Source organism: Shinella kummerowiae, from assembly GCF_009827055.1.
Lineage (GTDB): Bacteria > Pseudomonadota > Alphaproteobacteria > Rhizobiales > Rhizobiaceae > Shinella > Shinella kummerowiae.
Genome location: NZ_WUMK01000007.1, coordinates 87,960 through 103,959, shown reverse-complemented (window position 1 = coordinate 103,959; position 16,000 = coordinate 87,960). Strand labels below are relative to the sequence as shown.

The 16,000-nt window shown below is 64.8% G+C and carries 15 protein-coding genes; 11 read left to right on the top strand and 4 right to left on the bottom strand.

Annotation, left to right across the window (positions count from 1 at the left end; translation table 11 throughout):
- Positions 1–7: 7 nt before the first annotated feature.
- Genes GR138_RS18865 through hpaI form a run of 3 tightly spaced genes read left to right on the top strand, consistent with a single transcriptional unit; the run spans position 8 to position 2,505 of the window.
- Positions 8–886 (top strand): fumarylacetoacetate hydrolase family protein, encoded by an 879-nt coding sequence (locus GR138_RS18865; protein WP_420853673.1) that lies wholly within the window; start codon positions 8–10, stop codon positions 884–886.
- Complete coding sequence (gene hpaH / locus GR138_RS18860) at positions 883–1,686, top strand: 2-oxo-hept-4-ene-1,7-dioate hydratase (RefSeq protein ID WP_160860812.1); 804 nt, start codon at positions 883–885, stop codon at positions 1,684–1,686. Before GR138_RS18865 ends, hpaH begins: the two co-directional genes overlap by 4 nt.
- Positions 1,687–1,698: 12 nt before the next feature.
- Positions 1,699–2,505 (top strand): 4-hydroxy-2-oxoheptanedioate aldolase, encoded by an 807-nt coding sequence (gene hpaI, locus GR138_RS18855; protein WP_160860811.1) that lies wholly within the window; start codon positions 1,699–1,701, stop codon positions 2,503–2,505.
- Between the two features lie 3 nt (positions 2,506–2,508).
- On the opposite strand, the gene GR138_RS18850 is transcribed toward hpaI, so the two are convergent.
- A complete protein-coding gene (locus GR138_RS18850; RefSeq protein ID WP_160860810.1) occupies positions 2,509–3,990 on the bottom strand; it encodes an aldehyde dehydrogenase in 1,482 nt (493 codons plus the stop codon).
- A gap of 51 nt (positions 3,991–4,041) precedes the next feature.
- Positions 4,042–5,487, bottom strand: coding sequence for an APC family permease (locus tag GR138_RS18845; RefSeq protein WP_160860809.1), 1,446 nt, complete (start codon positions 5,485–5,487; stop codon positions 4,042–4,044).
- A gap of 203 nt (positions 5,488–5,690) precedes the next feature.
- On the opposite strand from GR138_RS18845, the gene GR138_RS18840 reads away from it, so the two are divergent.
- The 4 genes from GR138_RS18840 to GR138_RS18825 are packed head-to-tail and all read left to right on the top strand — an operon-like array spanning position 5,691 to position 9,754.
- Complete coding sequence (locus GR138_RS18840) at positions 5,691–6,482, top strand: IclR family transcriptional regulator domain-containing protein (protein WP_160860808.1); 792 nt, start codon at positions 5,691–5,693, stop codon at positions 6,480–6,482.
- Positions 6,479–7,741, top strand: a complete 1,263-nt coding sequence (locus GR138_RS18835; RefSeq protein WP_160860807.1) for a Tm-1-like ATP-binding domain-containing protein — start codon at positions 6,479–6,481, stop codon at positions 7,739–7,741. Before GR138_RS18840 ends, GR138_RS18835 begins: the two co-directional genes overlap by 4 nt.
- Entirely contained in the window at positions 7,738–8,406 is a 669-nt protein-coding gene (locus tag GR138_RS18830) for an HAD family hydrolase (RefSeq protein WP_160860806.1), read from the top strand. Before GR138_RS18835 ends, GR138_RS18830 begins: the two co-directional genes overlap by 4 nt.
- Positions 8,399–9,754, top strand: a complete 1,356-nt coding sequence (locus tag GR138_RS18825; protein WP_160860805.1) for an aspartate aminotransferase family protein — start codon at positions 8,399–8,401, stop codon at positions 9,752–9,754. Before GR138_RS18830 ends, GR138_RS18825 begins: the two co-directional genes overlap by 8 nt.
- 3 nt (positions 9,755–9,757) lie before the next feature.
- On the opposite strand, the gene hpaR is transcribed toward GR138_RS18825, so the two are convergent.
- Positions 9,758–10,261 (bottom strand): homoprotocatechuate degradation operon regulator HpaR, encoded by a 504-nt coding sequence (gene hpaR, locus GR138_RS18820; protein WP_160860804.1) that lies wholly within the window; start codon positions 10,259–10,261, stop codon positions 9,758–9,760.
- A 132-nt stretch (positions 10,262–10,393) separates the two neighbouring features.
- Here hpaR and GR138_RS18815 point away from each other — a divergent pair, with 132 nt between their 5' ends.
- From GR138_RS18815 to GR138_RS18800, 4 genes are all read left to right on the top strand, one after another.
- Positions 10,394–11,110, top strand: a complete 717-nt coding sequence (locus GR138_RS18815) for a fumarylacetoacetate hydrolase family protein (RefSeq protein WP_160860803.1) — start codon at positions 10,394–10,396, stop codon at positions 11,108–11,110.
- 99 nt (positions 11,111–11,209) lie between these two features.
- Positions 11,210–12,877 (top strand): amidohydrolase, encoded by a 1,668-nt coding sequence (locus GR138_RS18810; RefSeq protein ID WP_160860802.1) that lies wholly within the window; start codon positions 11,210–11,212, stop codon positions 12,875–12,877.
- Between the two features lie 117 nt (positions 12,878–12,994).
- A complete protein-coding gene (locus GR138_RS18805; RefSeq protein ID WP_160860801.1) occupies positions 12,995–14,425 on the top strand; it encodes an amidase in 1,431 nt (476 codons plus the stop codon).
- Positions 14,426–14,546: 121 nt separating this feature from the next.
- The gene (locus tag GR138_RS18800) at positions 14,547–14,993 is read left to right on the top strand and encodes a pseudoazurin (protein ID WP_160860800.1); all 447 of its coding nucleotides are present in this window, start codon (positions 14,547–14,549) and stop codon (positions 14,991–14,993) included.
- Between the two features lie 52 nt (positions 14,994–15,045).
- Here GR138_RS18800 and GR138_RS18795 read toward each other — a convergent pair whose 3' ends face one another.
- Complete coding sequence (locus tag GR138_RS18795; protein ID WP_160860799.1) at positions 15,046–15,969, bottom strand: cation diffusion facilitator family transporter; 924 nt, start codon at positions 15,967–15,969, stop codon at positions 15,046–15,048.
- Positions 15,970–16,000: the final 31 nt, after the last annotated feature.

Below are 16,000 nucleotides of genomic sequence, written 5' to 3'. Positions count from 1 at the left end.
GACAACCGTGACCGAACAGCCCCGTCTCGCCGGCTTTTCCCATCAGGGCGTCCTGAAATATGGCCTCGTCAAATCGGATGGCATCGTCGATCTTTCCGCCCGTCATGGCGCGCGCTGGCCGACATTGCGCGAGGTGATCGAGGCGGGTGCTCTGGCCGGCCTGACGGAGGAGGCCGCGTCACGTCCCGCCGACCATGCGCTCGCCGACATCGTCTACGAAATCCCGATTTCCGCGCCGGAAAAGATCATCTGCGTCGGCGTGAACTTTCCGGATCGCAACGAGGAATACAAGGACGGCCAGGCCGCCCCGCCCAACCCCTCGCTGTTCATCCGCTTCCCGCGCTCCTTCACCGGCCACGACCGCCCGCTGATCCGCCCGCCGGAAAGCCCGCAGCTCGACTATGAGGGCGAAATCGTCATCGTGATCGGCAAAGGCGGCCGGCGTATCGCGGAAGCCGATGCGCTGAACCATATCGCGGCCCTTTCGCTCTGCAACGAGGGCACGATCCGCGACTGGGTGCGGCATGCAAAATTCAACGTCACGCAGGGCAAGAATTTCGACGCGACCGGCTCCATCGGCCCCTGGCTGGTGCCCTATGCGGATGAAAGCCAGTTGGCCGACATCAAGCTCGAAACCCGCGTCAATGGCGAGGTGCGTCAGAGCGATCGCACCAGCCGGATGATCTTCTCCTTCCGCAAGATCATCAATTATATCTCCACCTTCACGACGCTGGTGCCGGGTGACATCATCGTCTGCGGTACGCCAACCGGCGCCGGCGCACGCTTCGATCCGCCGATCTGGCTGAAGCCCGGCGATGTGGTCGAGGTCGAGGCCGAGGGTATCGGCCTGCTGCGCAACACCATTGCCGATGAGGTTCAACCATGATGACGCCGGACGACATCCGACTTGCCGCAGAAAGCCTCGACGCGGCCGAGCGCACCCGCATCCAGACCGGCCTGCTCTCGCTGAAACATCCTGCGATCAGCATGGACGACGCCTATGCGATCCAGGGCGCCTGGGTGAAGAAGAAGATCGCCGACGGCCGCAAGGTCATCGGCTGGAAGATCGGCCTCACCTCCAAGGCCATGCAATATGCGCTGAACATCGACATCCCCGATTCCGGCGTGCTCTTCGACGACATGGTCTTCGAGGACGGCGCGACGGTGCCGGCGGGCCGCTTCATCCAGCCGCGCGTCGAGGCGGAAATCGCCTTCGTCATGAAAGCGCCGCTGAAAGGCCCCGGCGTCACCGTTTTCGATGTGCTGAACGCCACCGACTACGTGACGCCAGCACTCGAAATCCTCGATACGCGCATCCTGCGCGTCGACCCCGAGACGAAGAAGGCGCGCACCATCTTCGACACGATTTCCGACAATGCCGCCAATGCCGGCATCGTCACGGGCGGCCGTGCGGTGCGGCCTGGTGAGATCGACATGCGCTGGATGGGCGCCATCGTCAGCCGTAATGCGGAGGTCGAGGAAACCGGGCTCGGCGCCGGCGTGCTCAACCAGCCGGCCCGGGGCGTCGCCTGGCTCGCCAATCGGCTGGCGCAATACGGAGGCGGTATCGAGGCGGGACAGATCGTGCTGGCCGGCTCCTTCATCCGCCCGATCGAAGCCCGCCATGGCGATACGATTGTGGGCGATTTCGGTCCCTACGGCACCGTCAGCCTGTTCTTCGCATAGGAGGAATTTGCCATGCCCGCTCCGAAAAACCGCTTCAAGCAGGCGTTGAAGGAAGGCCGCGCTCAGATCGGCCTCTGGCAGGCGCTCGCCAATCCCTACACGGTCGAGATCTGCGCGGACGCCGGCTATGACTGGCTGCTGCTTGATGCCGAACACGCGCCGAATGACGTGCCGCTGCTGGTCTCGCAGCTTCAGGCGATGAAGGGGTCGGCAAGCCATGCCGTCATCCGCCCGCCGATCGGCGAGACCTGGATCGTCAAGCAACTGCTCGATATCGGCGCGCAGACCCTGCTCATTCCGATGGTCGACAGCAAGGCGATGGCGGAGGCGATGGTCAAGGCCGTGCGCTATCCGCCGCATGGCGTGCGCGGCGTCGGCGCAGCCCTTGCGCGAGCCTCCGCCTTCAACCGCACGACGGATTATCTCCAGACCGCCAATGACGAGGTTTGCCTGTTGCTGCAGGTCGAAAGCCGCGCCGGCCTCGACGCGCTGGACGCTATCGCCGGCACGGAGGGCGTCGACGGCGTCTTCATCGGCCCGGCCGATCTTGCCGCGGACATGGGATTTCTCGGCAGGCCCGGCGCACCGGAAGTGCAGGCCGAAGTGGAAAAGGCGCTCCTCAAGATCCAGTCGCACGGCAAGGCGGCGGGCATCCTGATCGGCGATCTCGGCCTCGCCAAACGCTACCTTGAGCTTGGAGCCTCCTTCGTTGCCATCGGCAATGACGTGACGCTGCTTGCCAATGCCACGACGAAGCTGCTCGCCGACTTCAAGGCCGCCGAACCGGCCAAGGCCCCGGCGACCGCCAAGGTCTACTGATCCTCAAAGCTGGATCCAGGCGGTCTTCATCTCGGTATATTTGTCGAGCGCGTGCAACGACTTGTCATGGCCGTTGCCGGACTGGCGCATGCCGCCGAGCGGCACCGTATTGTCCGCCCCGCCATAGGTATTGACGTGGACGACACCGGCCTTGACCTGCCGCACCATGCGGTGGGCGCGGGAAAGGTTGCCGGTCCACACCGCCGAGGCGAGGCCGTAGTCCGTACCATTGGCGATCCGCACGGCCTCCGCTTCGTCCTCGAAGGGAATGACCGACAGGACCGGGCCGAACACCTCCTCGCGGGCAATGCGCATATCCGGCGACACGCCGTCGAAGATCGTCGGCTGGAGGAAATAGCCGCCCGTCTCCTCAAACAGCCGCTTGCCGCCGGTGCGTAGCGTCGCACCCTCACGCACGCCATCCTCGATGAAGGCGATGTCCTTGAGGAGCTGCGTCTCACTCGAGACGGCACCGGCTTCAGTTGCCAGATCCAGCGGATCACCGAGCGTCATCGCCTCGGTGATCGCGACGAGGCGGGCGGTGAAGTCCGCGTGGATCGATTTTTCGACCAGCAACCGTGAGCCGGCGACGCAGACCTGCCCGGCATTGCGGAAGATGCCGTAGGCCGAGGTTTTCGCCGCCTTTTCGAGGTCGGGCGCATCGGCGAAGACGATGTTCGGCGACTTGCCGCCAAGCTCCAGATAGACCCGCTTCAGGTTGGAGCGGGCGGAGTATTCGAGCAGTCGCCGGCCAACCGGCCCGGATCCGGTGAAGACCAGCACGTCGACATCCATGTGCAGGCCGAGCGCCTCGCCCGCCACCTGCCCGCGACCGGTGACGACGTTCAGCACACCGTCCGGCAAGCCCGCCTCGGCGCAGAGTTCGGCAAGGCGCAGCAGGCTGAGCGAAGCGATCTCCGCCGGTTTCAGCACCACGGAATTGCCGGCCGCCAGTGCCGGCGCGATCTTCCAGGCACCGATCATCAGCGGGAAATTCCACGGCACGATGGCCCCGACCACACCCACCGGTTCGCGATGGATGAGGCCAAGCACGTTTTCCGCCGTGGGCGCGATCTCGCCATAGACCTTGTCGATCGCCTCAGCATAGTAGCGGAACGTGCCGGCAGCACTGCCGGGCTCGGCCTTCAGCGCCATCTGGATTTCCGTGCCGTTGTCGCGCACGCCGAGCACGGCCAGTTCCAGGGCGTGTTTTTCGATCAGCTCGGCAATGCGCAGAAGCACCTTTCTGCGTTCGGCGGGAGCCGCGCGAGACCAGACGCCCTTATCGAAGGCGGCCCTGGCCGCCCGCACCGCACGATCCACATCCTCGGCGCCGCCATCGGCGATGGTGGTCAAGTCCCGACCGTCGAGCGGGGAGACGGTCGGCAGGCGCCGACCGTCCGCCGCATCGGCCCAGGCGCCGCCGATGAAGAGTTTGCCCGGACTGACGGGGCGATGGCGTTGCTGGTCGATGCGGTCCTGCATGGTCTTCCCTTTCCTTCGGGCGGGCGGTTCGAAAAGCCGCCCGCGCTCTTGTCAGTTCGCCTGGCCGAGGCCGAGGCGGGCGTAAGATACCGGATCGGCCCCCTTGAGGCGCATGGCAAGCACCAGGCCGAGCAGCGCGGCCAGCAGGACAAGGCCCGGCAGGATGACCGCGAGCGCCCCGCTGGCGCCGGCGAGATCGCCGAAATTGCGCACGATCGTAACGATGACGGCCAGCAGGACCAGGCCCGTGACGGCCGGCACCAACTTTGTCGCCAGCGCATTCTTTTCCAGCTCCGGATTGCGGCTGAAGAAGACGACGATGGCGAAGGCCGTCATCGCCATCAGCACGATGACACCGAGCGTGCCGACATTGGTCATCCAGGAAAACAGCGCCAGCACCGGATCCTGCCCCGTGACCGCAAAGAGCGCGATGACGGCAACGGCAATCGCCGTCTGGACGAGCGAGGCGACATGCGGGCTCTGGAAAGCCGGATGGGTGACGCCGAGGCCGGCGGGCAGCAGCCGTTCGCGACCGGCGACATACATGTAGCGCGCGACACCGTTGTGGAAGGCCAGCACGCCGGCAAACAGGCTGGTGATCAGCAGGATATTCATGATCGGCGACAACCAGGCGCCGACATAGCGCTCGGAAATCACGAAGAGGAAGGTCGTCGGATCGGCTAGGCCCTGCAATTGGGGCAGGAGCTTTTCGTAGCCGGCAGCATTCACCATCAGCCAGGAGGTGAACATGTAAAAGAGACCGATCAGCAGCACCGAAGCATAGGTGGCGATCGGGATGGTGCGGTGCGGCTCACGTGCCTCTTCGCTGTAGATCGTCGTCGCCTCGAAGCCGATGAAAGCGGCGAAGCCGAACAGCAGGCCGATCGCCGGCGAACCGGAGAAGAAGGCATCCGAACTGAAGGGCGCAAGCGAAAGACCGCTGTCTCCGCCCGTGCCGATCACCGCGAAATCGATGACGAGCACGACGAGATATTCGAGCACCACGAGCACGGTCAGGATCTTTGCCGAGAGATCGACCCGGCGATAGCCGAGCACCGCGACGGCGGCTATGCCGAGGAATGTGTAAACCCACCATGGCAGGTCTATGCCAAGGCCGGCAAAAAAGCCGGCGGTGATGGCGCCGAACAGGCCGAAAATGCCGATCTGCATGGCATTGTAGGACAGGATGGCGATGAGCGCCGCCGCTCCGCCAGCATAGCCGCCGAAACCCTGCGTCGTATAGGCATAGAAGGCGCCGGCATTGCGGATATGCCGCGCCATGGCGACATAGCCGACGGCAAAGAGCAGCAGGATGACCGTCACCATCAGGAAGGTGGCGGGCATGCCGGCGCCGTTGCCGAGCAGCATGGCGAGCGGAACACCGCCCGCGACCGCCGTCAGCGGTGCGGCGGCGGAAACGACGAGGAAGGTCACGGCGAGCGCGCCGAGACTGTCCTTTCTGAGGCGATTGTCGCCGGATGAAATGCTGTCTGTCATGATACGTTCCCCTTCATGCAGTGGTGAAGCGCGACCGGAACCTCCTTTCCGGGCGCGGGGGCCGATTGGCCGAAACGCTGCAAAATGTCCGGTTTGCCGGATCTGATTTCGGTTCAAATATTAAACCGCTGGTTTAAATATAGACTTGCAAACTTGCCTGACTGCTGTCAAGTTATTTCGCATGTTAAGTAAATGGAGGGGTCGTGAGCACAGTCGCAAAGGCCCTCGCGCTGCTGAACCTGGTGGCCGCCGAGGAGGAGGAAAAGGGACTTTCGGAACTCGCGCGGCTTGCCGGCATGGACAAGGCGACGACGCGGCGCATGCTGGTGGAGCTGGAGGCTCACGGTTTTCTTGAGCAGGACACCATGACGCGCCGCTACCGGATCGGTGCCGCCCCGGTGCGGCTCGCCCGTATCCGCGAGGCCCGCGTGCCGCTGCTGTGCGCCGCCATTCCCTTCGTCAAGGAACTGGCGCAAGCGACCGGTGAAACCTGCCATCTCGCGGAATTTTCCGGCGGGGCGCTGCATTCGCTGCATGTCGAGGATTGCCCCAAGGCACACCGCGTCATCGTCGATGTCGGCGTCATCCTGCCGCTGCACGCCACCGCCTCCGGTCTCGCCTTCCTTGCCTCCTTGCCGCGCGATGCCGCCAAGGCCCTGCTCAAGGAGCCTCTCGAAGCTTTTACCGACGCGACCGTCACGGATCTTGCAGTGCTCCGCCAACGCCTCGACGAAACCCGCAAGCGCGGCTGGTCGATCAATCGCAACGGGCTCGAAGCCGGCGTCGTCAGCGTCGCGGCTGCCGTGCTCGGGGCCGACCGCCGGCCCGTCGCCACGCTCGCCATCGCCGCGCCGGACGTGCGCATCGACCCAGCGCATCTTGAGGAACTGGGCCTCAAGGTGGCGGACGCCGCCGGCCGGCTTTCGGCGCGACTGAACGGAAACGAGGGTGCACCAAGCGCCCCGCTCAAGATGATCAGGGGAATGAGACCATGAGCGACGAATCCAAGGTGCCCAATATCCTCGTCTTCGGCACCGGCGATACGAAGGCGGACGAGTTGCAGTTCATGGCGGAGGTGATCCGCACCGCCGGCGGCCGGCCGGTGCTGGTCGATGTCAGCGTGCTCGCCGACCCGCCCTACCAGCCGGATTTTTCGCGCCACGATATCGCCGCGGCAGCGGAAACGACGATAGAAGCGATCGCGACCAGCGGCGACGAATACAGCGCCATGGCCTTGATGGCCAAGGGCGCAGCCACCCTCACCCGCAGGCTGTTTGATGACGGCAGGGTGGACGGCGTGATCCTGCTCGGCGGCTCCATGGGCACGGACCTTGCGCTGGATGTCGCCGCCTGCCTTCCGCTCGGCGTGCCGAAATTCGTCGTCTCGACCATCGCCTTTTCCCACCTCATCCCGCCGGAGCGCATCGCGCCTGACCTGATGATGATCCTCTGGGCCGGCGGGCTGCATGGCCTCAACCCGATCTGCAAATCCGTGCTTTCGCAGGCTTGCGGCGCCGTCGTCGGCGCGGCGCGGTTCAACGTCCGCCCGGCCGGCGACCGGCCGCTCATCGGCATGACGTCGCTTGGCTCGAGCTGCCTCAAATACATGAAGCACCTCCAGCCGGCGCTGGAAAAGCGCGGCTACGACGTCGCCGTCTTTCACGCCACCGGCATGGGCGGACGGGCCTTCGAGGCGATCGCCGCCGAGGGCGGTTTTGCCGCGGTCTTCGATTTTTGCACGCAGGAGGTCAATAACCACCTGAACGGTACCTGTGTCACCTCCGGCCCGGACCGGCTGGAAAATGCCGGCCGACACGGCATCCCGCAGATCGTCGCGCCCGGCGGCCTCGACATGGTGGACCTCCAAGCCTGGCGCGACCTGCCCGCGCCGCTGGCCGACCGGCCCTACCACGCGCACAACCGCCTGCTCGGCTCGGTCACGACCGACAATGACGGCCGCCGGGATATCGCCCGCGTGGTGGCGGAAAAGCTTGCGGCGGCGACAGGCGAAACAGCCTTCATCCTGCCTGCCGGCGGCATTCAGGAATGGGACAAGACGGAGGAGCCGTTGCACGATCCGGATGGGCTAGCGGCGCTTGTCGAGGCTTTCCGTTCGGCACTGCCCGCATCGATCGCGCTGCACGAAATCGATGCCCATATCAATGACGCTGCCTTTTCGGCAAAGGCGCTGGAGATTTTCGATGGCTGGGTGGCGCGCGGCGTCGTGCCCGGCGGAAAGGCGCAAGCGGCATGACGAAAGCGCTGATCCTCGATTTCGGCGGTGTCGTCACCCGCACTTTGTTCGAAACCCACGACGTCACTGAGCGCGCGCTTGGGCTCGCCCCCGGCACGCTGACCTGGAAAGGGCCGTTCGATCCCTCGACCGATCCGCTCTGGCAGCGCATGCAGAACCGCGAGATCACCGAGCGCGATTACTGGATGGAGCGCACCCGCGAGACCGGCCGGCTGATCGGCGAGGACTGGACGGACATGAAGACTTTTGTGCAGCGCGCGCGCGGAGCGGAACCGGACCTTGTGCTGCGTCCGGAAGCGCGCGAAACCATCCTCGCTGCGAAGGCCGCCGGCATGAAACTCGCCATCCTCTCCAATGAACTGGATCTCTTCTACGGCGTCGACTTCCGCAAGCGCTTTCCGCTGATCGACCTGTTCGACGTCATCGTCGACGCGACCTACACCGGCATCCTCAAGCCCGATCCGCGCGCCTATGAACAGGCTGTTCGCGACGTCGGCGTCGATAAAACGGACTGCGTCTTCGTCGACGACCAGAAGAAGAACATCGAGGGCGCCGACGCGGTCGGCCTGCCCAATGTGCATTTCGACGTCACCCGCCCCGCCGAAAGTTATGCCGAAGCCAGAGCGATGCTCGGCCTCCAGAAACCGGAGACATTCCATGCGTGAAACCAATTTCCTCGTCGAGAACAATGCCCGCCATCTCTGGCATCCCATGGCGCATCCGGCCGAAATGCGCGCCAACCCGCCGAAAATCGTCAACGCCGCGGCGGGTGTCGAGATCACCGACCTGCAAGGCAAGACCGTACTCGACGCGGTCGGCGGCCTGTGGAACGTCAATCTCGGTTATTCCTGCGAGCCGGTGAAAGCGGCGATCCGCGACCAGCTCGACCAGCTCCCCTATTATTCGACCTTCCGTGGCACGACCAATTCGCCGCTGATCGAATTGTCCTACGAGCTGGCCGAATGGTTCAGGGAGGATGGGCTGACGCGTGCCTTCTTCACCTCGGGCGGCTCGGATTCGGTGGAAACGTGCCTCCGCCTCGCCCGCCAGTACCACAAGATCAATGGGCAGCCGGAGCGCACGAAGTTCATCGCGTTGAAGAAGGGCTATCACGGCACCCATTTCGGCGGCGCCTCCGTCAATGGCAATGCCAATTTCCGCCGCAACTACGAACCGCTGCTGCCCGGCGTCACACATCTGGCAAGCCCCTATCTCTACCGCAACCCTTTCGGCACCGAGGACCCAGCAGTGCTCGCCAGCCTCATCGCCAGACAGTTCGAGGACGAGATCGCCTTCCAGGGCGCCGATACGATCGCGGCGCTGATCATGGAGCCGGTGCTGGGTGCCGGCGGAGTGATCGTGCCGCATGAGACGTTCATGCCGCTGATGCGCGACATCTGCGACCGGCACGGCATCTTGCTGATCGCCGACGAGGTGATCACCGCCTTCGGCCGCACCGGAGCCTGGACCGGATCCCGTCTCTGGGGCGTCAAACCCGACTTCATGTCCACCGCGAAGGCCATCACCAATGGCTATTTCCCCTTCGGCGCGGTGATGATCGCCGACAGGATCGCGGAAGCTTTCGAGGCCAACAAGAACAGTTATGGCGCGATCGGCCACGGCTACACCTATTCCGGCCATCCGGTGGGGGCCGCGGCCGCTCTGGCGACGCTGAAGGAAACCAGGCGCGCCGATGTCGCGACGAATGCCGCCGCGCGCGGCGCGGAGCTGATGGCCGGGCTCGAAGGTCTGAAGGCGAAGCACGAGATCATCGGCGATGTGCGCGGCAAGGGGCTGATGTGCGCGCTCGAACTCGTCGCCGACCGCAAGACCAAGGCGTCGGCTGCAAAGGATGTCGTCGCGACGATCTATGAAGGCACCTACGAGGCCGGCGTGATGGTGCGCACCTCCGGCGCCAACATCATCCTGTCGCCGCCGCTCGTCATCACCACGAAAGATGTGGAGCGCATCGTCGCCGCGCTCGATGCCGGTCTCGCCAAGGTCGCGCGCTGACCGCTATTCCTCGCCGCCCGTTCTGCCATCGAGCTTGAGGGCGGCGAGTTCCTCCAGCATGTCGAGGAGCGCGTCGACGCGCTTGGCGCCAAAGCGCGCGTCGATATCCGCATAGACGCGGCGCGAATCCGGCATCACCGCGTCGATCACGGCCTGCCCGGCAGGTGCGAGCGCCAACAGCACCCGACGACCATCCGTCTCGTCCTTCTCCCGCGTGATCAGCCCGCGCTCTTCCAGCGAGCGCAACATGCGCGTGAGGCTCGGCGCGAGAATGAAGGCTTTCTCCGCCACCTCCGTGGCATCGAGTTGGCCGGCCTCCGACAGCGCGCGCAGCACCCGCCATTGCTGCTCGGTGACGTCGTGATCGGCGAGGATCGGCCGGAAATGGCTCATCACCGCCTCGCGGGCCTTCAAAAGGCCGATCGCCAGCGAGCGCCGACGCTCGCTCGGCAAGGTGTCCTTGGGTTTTTTGAGATTGTCCATGTCCGGCGGGGCACCCTTCGTCATCGTGTCTCTATCTGCGATTTTTCAAATTCATGCAATCGCGGGCCAGAATAGGCGAGAGCAGCGGATCGATTGCGGCCGCCCGGCATGTTAGCGTCGACGTTCAAATCACGACTTTTGAAAGCACGGCATCTCATGACGTCAGAAACTCCCAATCCGGCCCCGACCTATATCTTCACGCCCGCCGCCATTCCCACCCTGCCGATCAAGGGCAGCGAGGCGCTCTTCCCGGTGCATCGCATCTATTGCGTCGGCCGAAACTTTGCCGACCATGCCATCGAGATGGGCCATGACCCCGACAAGGAGCCGCCCTTCTTCTTCCAGAAGAACCCGGACACCCTGGTCCTGCCCGGCGCGGACTTTCCCTACCCGTCCGCAAGCACGGACGTGCATCATGAGGTCGAGCTGGTTGTTGCGCTCAAGAGCGGCGGTAGCGATATTTCCGTCGAGCGCGCGCTGGATTGCGTCTATGGCTACGCCATCGGCCTCGACATGACGCGGCGCGATTTGCAGGCGGAGGCCAAGAAACACGGCCGGCCGTGGGAGGTCGCCAAAGCCTTCGAACAGTCCGCACCCTGCGGCCCTGTTCATCCCGCAACCGGGACCGGACACCTGAGCCAAGGAGCGATCCGGCTTACCGTTAACGGCACGGTCCGCCAGAACGGCGACCTCAACCAGATGATCTGGAAGGTGCCGGAGATGATTGCCTCTCTCTCCCGTCTGTTCACGCTGCAACCGGGCGACCTCATTTTCGCCGGCACGCCGGCCGGAGTGGGTGCCATCGAAAAGGGCGACACGATGGTCGCGCATATCGACGGGCTTGATGAGGTAACGTTTAACGTCGCCGGATAAATCCGGCATGGCGCATGCGGGCACCTATCCCTTTGGCGTATTCCTTCGTTTTTCGGCCTGCGCCAAAGGACGTAGGGGGAGCCAGAGGAGGAGACCTGCATGCCCGTATCCGCCGACCTCATTGTCATCAATGCGCGCATCCTCACCATGGACGCGGCCAATCCGCATGCCGAAGCCATTGCGCTTGCCGGTGGGCGGATCGCCGCGATCGGCAGCGACGGCGACATCCTCGCGCTGAAGGGCGAGGAAACCCGGATCGTCGACGCGGGCGGCGCGTCGGTGCTGCCGGGCTTCATCGAGAGCCACATCCACATGTTCGGTGGCGCCGAGGAGCTGGGGCACCTTCAACTCGCCGGCATTGAAGGTTTCGAGGCGCTGAAGGCGAACCTGCTTGCCCATGCCGCCGCCCATCCCGACGACGCCCTTTTGACCGGCCACGGCGCCGGTTACACAATGATTTCCGAAGACGAGCCGCTGACGCGCCACCATATCGACCGCATCATCGCGGACCGACCGGTCGTGCTGGTAGGCGCCGATCATCACACCAGCTGGGCGAACACCAAGGCGCTCGACATGGCCGGCATCCTGCACGGCAAGACGGTCAATCCCGGCAACGAAGTGGTGATGGGGCCGGATGGCCTTGCGACCGGCGAGCTGCGCGAATCCGAAGCCATGTCGCCCGTCCTGCATCTCGGCGGCCCGAACCGCACCCATCTCGGCATCGAGACCGGCGGCGAGCCCGACCCCGCACCGAGCGCTGCGGAATGGGAGGCCGACAAGGCGATTATGCGCCGCGGCCTGGCCCATGCCGCCAAACACGGCATCACCTCGTTTCACAACATGGACGGCAACTTCTACCAGCTCCAGCTGATGGCGGCGCTGGAAGAGGACGGCACGATCACCGTGCGCGGCCAGGTGCCCTATCATTTCAAGAAGCCGATGACGCTCACCGATCTCGAAAAGGCAAGCGAGATGGACCGGCGCTACCGCAGCGACTGGGTTTCCTCCGGCATGGTCAAGGTGTTCATGGACGGCGTGCTGGAATCCGGCACCGCCTTCCTCGTCGAGCCCTATGCCGACCGGCCGGACTGGCATGGCGACCCCTATTTCAGCAACGAGGAATTTTCCGGACTCGCCACCGAGATCGACCGTCGCGGCCTGCAGATCGCAGTGCACGCCATCGGCGACGGCGCCGTTCGGCGCGTGCTGAACGGCTATGAGGCCGCGCAGAAGGCGAACGGCGCCCGCGACAGCCGCCATCGCATCGAGCATGTCGAGCTGATCACCGAGGAGGACATGCCGCGCTTTGCCGAACTCGGCGTCATCGCCTCCATGCAGCCGCCGCACCCGCCGGGCGGCATGTGCTTTCCGCTCGAGCCGACCCTCTCGCGCATCGGCGAGAAGCGCCGTTATCTCGCCTATGCCTGGCGCCGCATCAAGGAAACGGGCGCAGCATTGGCCTTCTCCTCCGACTGGCCGGTCTCGCCGATCGACCCGATCGCCGGCATCCAGGCCGCGGTGACGCGGACGGTCTGGCAGGAGGGCGATCCGGATCACTCCGTCAGCCTGCACGACGCCATCGCCGCCTATACGATCGGCAGCGCCTATGCGGAGTTTGCCGAAGACCGCAAGGGCATGCTCAAACCCGGCTACTTCGCCGACCTCGTCATCCTTGATAGCGACATCGAGGCCGTGAGCCCGGAGCGCATCGGCAAGATACGCCCGAAAATGACGATCTGCGGCGGCCGTGTAACCTACGAGATATAAGGCCCTATCCTGCCCAGACGAAGACGCAAGGGGTTGCGGGTTCGGCCAGCGGCGCACCCTTGCCGCCCGCGCCAAAAACCCTTTCAATGTCTCCACCCGTTCAATCAGGTCTTCCCCATGAACCTTTCCGAATATGCCAGCCACGACGCCACCAGCCTTGCCCAGCTCGTCAAGCGCGGTGAGGTAACCGCCGCGGAACTTGCCGGCCTTGCCCGGCAGGCCTTCGAAAAGGTCGACCCGGCGATCAATGCCGTCGTGGAATTCTATGCGGATGCGGAAACCGTGCCGGGCCCGGCGGAGGGTGCCTTCAATGGCGTGCCGTTCCTGCGCAAGGATATCGGCGCGACGGAGGCAGGCCGCTTGCAGGAATGCGGCAGCCGGCTGCTGAAGGGCAGCGTCAGCACCCACGACGCCTACTATACCAGGCGCGCCAAGGCGGCGGGCCTGCGCATCGTCGGCCGCAGCGCCGTGCCGGAACTGGCCTTTGCCGGCTTCACCGAAACCATTCTGGAGGGCATTACCCGCAATCCGTGGAACCTCGACGCCTCGGCCGGCGGCTCTTCCGGTGGCGCCGCAGCGGCGGTGGCTTCCGGCATCGTGCCGATCGCGCATGCCTCGGATGGCGGCGGTTCGATCCGCATTCCCGCCGGCTGGTGCGGTCTCGTCGGCCTCAACCCCTCGCGCGGCCGCGTGTCCGGCGGGCCGGACGGGCAGGATTCGCTGTTCGGCCTGGCGCGTGAATTCGTCGTCTGCCGCACGGTGCGCGACATGGCCGCCGCCCTCGACGTCTTTGCCGGCCCGGAGCCGGGCGATCCCTTCATCATCCGCCAGCCGGAACGGCCCTATCTCGATGAACTGGCCCAGCCGACCGGCAAGCTGCGCGTGGGTCTTGCCCGCACCGCCTGGGGCAGCGTGCCGATCGCCGAGGATGTGCTGGCAACGCTCGACGCGACGGCCGCCCTGCTCGCATCGATGGGCCACACGGTCGAAGAGATCGCGGCACCGGTGAATTCGCACGACATCATGATCGGCGTGATGGGCGGCTTCAACCTCGGCCTTGCCGATTTGCCCGCGCTTGCCGCCACGCTCGGCCGTCCCCTGGACGATACGACGCTGGAACCTGTCATCCTCAAACTGATGCACCAGACGCTTGCCATGTCGCCGGCCGAGATCGTCACCATCTTCGAGACCATGCGCAAGATCCGCCACGATGTGGCGATGGCAACGGCGAGCTACGACATCCTGCTGACGCCGACGACGCCGGTAACCGCGCCGGAACACGGCCGTTTTTCCACGACGCGCCCGGACCTCACGGCGGTCGGCTTCTCCGAGGGCGACACGACGCTCTTCACCTTCCTCGGTACGTTCAACGCCACCGGCCAGCCCTCCGTCAGCCTGCCGCTCGGCCTCGACCGCAACCATATGCCGATCGGCATCCAGGTCGTCGGCCGCTTCGCCGACGAGGCGGCATTGGTGCGCGTTGCCCGAGACCTCGAAGAGGCGCGGCCCTGGAGCGCCATGCTGCCGCCGGTGCATGCGGGACGATAAGCTGCGACAGCACGCCACGCATGCCGCTGCCCGTTGTTTGATCAACGTCAAAGAAGCAAGGGCGACGCGGGTCTACCCCTTGTGCATGAACGATTGACGTTCGTCAGCAAGGAGACTTCCAGTGCGTATCATGGCAAAGAGCATCGTCGGTGCAGCAGCGGTCATTCTGGCGCTTGCGCTTCCCGCCGCAGCAGCAGATTTCGAGGTGCATATGCTGAACAAGGGTGCCGAAGGCGCCATGGTGTTCGAGCCGGCCTTCGTGAAGGTGGCGCCCGGCGACACGGTCACCTTCATCCCGACCGACAAGGGACACAATGTCGAGACGATCAAGGGCATGATCCCCGAGGGGGCGGAAACCTTCAAGAGCAAGATGAACGAGACCTACAAGGTCACCTTCGACAAGCCCGGCGCCTATGGCGTCAAGTGCATGCCGCATGTCGGCATGGGCATGGTGGGCGTGGTGGTCGTTGGCGATGCGCCGGCCAATCTCGATGCGATAAAGACCGGCAAGCTGCCGAAGAAGGCCCGCGAGCGTATGGACACCGCAATCACGGCTCTCGGTCTGTAAGAGGCTGGTTGGGACGAAACCCGCAGTGGAGCGATCCCGCTTCGGGTTTTCTTCAGTCCGCCCATTCGGGATCGGTGGTGAAGGCGATGGTCAGCCAACGATCCGGCCCCTCGTCGCCGATGGCAATGCCGATCTCGTCGCGGATATCGTCCCATTCCTGCAGCTTCCGCGGCGGAAAATCCTCGGGCACGATGAAAAAGAGTTCGATCTGCCGGCCGCGGCCGACGCGGGCGACATAGGCCCGGTGGGAAAGGAAGCCGTGTCGTTCGACGACGGTTCTGGCAACCGCATCGACATGGCTCTTCAGGTCGCCTGGCGTCACCAGCAGGATATCGGCCAGTGCCTGCCGGATGGTGCCGGCGGGAATGGGGATGATGACAAGGCAGACAAGCGCCAGCGCCACCGGGTCGATATAGGGCGACAACCATTCATGGGCCGTGCCCTGGATGAAATAGCCGACGACGAAGGCGACGAGCAGGGCGCTCGTCAGGCCGGCCGACATCATCCAGGCCTTGGCGTCGAGCGCCACGAAATCCGACTTGAGCGTGCGGTTCGCGCGCGTGGCGACGATCGCCATGGCGACCGTCACGATGATCGTCACCACGGCGTAGATGATCGCCTGGTCGAAGTTCAGCGGCCGCCCGCCCTCCATGATGCTGCCGATGGCGTTGATCAGCGCATAGATCGCCGCACCTGTCAGAAGGATACCATTGAGGCCGAGCACCATCGGCTCCAGATGCCAGAAGCCCATGGTGAAGTGTTTGACGAGCCGGCCCTTGCCGCTGCCCGTCGCCGAGGACGCGATGAGGTTCGAAACGAGCAGGGCGACCACGGTCATCGCCGCATCGGTCAGCGCATAGACACCGTCGAAGACGATGGCGAAGGAGCCGGAGAGAATGCCGAACAGGATGCCGACACCGGCCAGCACGATGGTGACGGCAATGGAGATGCGCAAAAGTCCCTGTTCCGTCTTCATGGACCGGTTCCCTTTCTCGATCGGCGGCTCA

Coding starts and splice junctions, on each gene's coding strand:
- hpaR (WP_160860804.1), bottom strand. CDS start 10,261: ATGACGAAGGGTGCCCCGCCGGACATGGACAATCTCAAAAAACCCAAG.
- GR138_RS18845 (WP_160860809.1), bottom strand. CDS start 5,487: ATGACAGACAGCATTTCATCCGGCGACAATCGCCTCAGAAAGGACAGT.
- hpaI (WP_160860811.1), top strand. CDS start 1,699: ATGCCCGCTCCGAAAAACCGCTTCAAGCAGGCGTTGAAGGAAGGCCGC.
- GR138_RS18795 (WP_160860799.1), bottom strand. CDS start 15,969: ATGAAGACGGAACAGGGACTTTTGCGCATCTCCATTGCCGTCACCATC.
- GR138_RS18825 (WP_160860805.1), top strand. CDS start 8,399: ATGCGTGAAACCAATTTCCTCGTCGAGAACAATGCCCGCCATCTCTGG.
- GR138_RS18830 (WP_160860806.1), top strand. CDS start 7,738: ATGACGAAAGCGCTGATCCTCGATTTCGGCGGTGTCGTCACCCGCACT.
- GR138_RS18850 (WP_160860810.1), bottom strand. CDS start 3,990: ATGCAGGACCGCATCGACCAGCAACGCCATCGCCCCGTCAGTCCGGGC.
- hpaH (WP_160860812.1), top strand. CDS start 883: ATGATGACGCCGGACGACATCCGACTTGCCGCAGAAAGCCTCGACGCG.
- GR138_RS18835 (WP_160860807.1), top strand. CDS start 6,479: ATGAGCGACGAATCCAAGGTGCCCAATATCCTCGTCTTCGGCACCGGC.
- GR138_RS18805 (WP_160860801.1), top strand. CDS start 12,995: ATGAACCTTTCCGAATATGCCAGCCACGACGCCACCAGCCTTGCCCAG.
- GR138_RS18815 (WP_160860803.1), top strand. CDS start 10,394: ATGACGTCAGAAACTCCCAATCCGGCCCCGACCTATATCTTCACGCCC.
- GR138_RS18810 (WP_160860802.1), top strand. CDS start 11,210: ATGCCCGTATCCGCCGACCTCATTGTCATCAATGCGCGCATCCTCACC.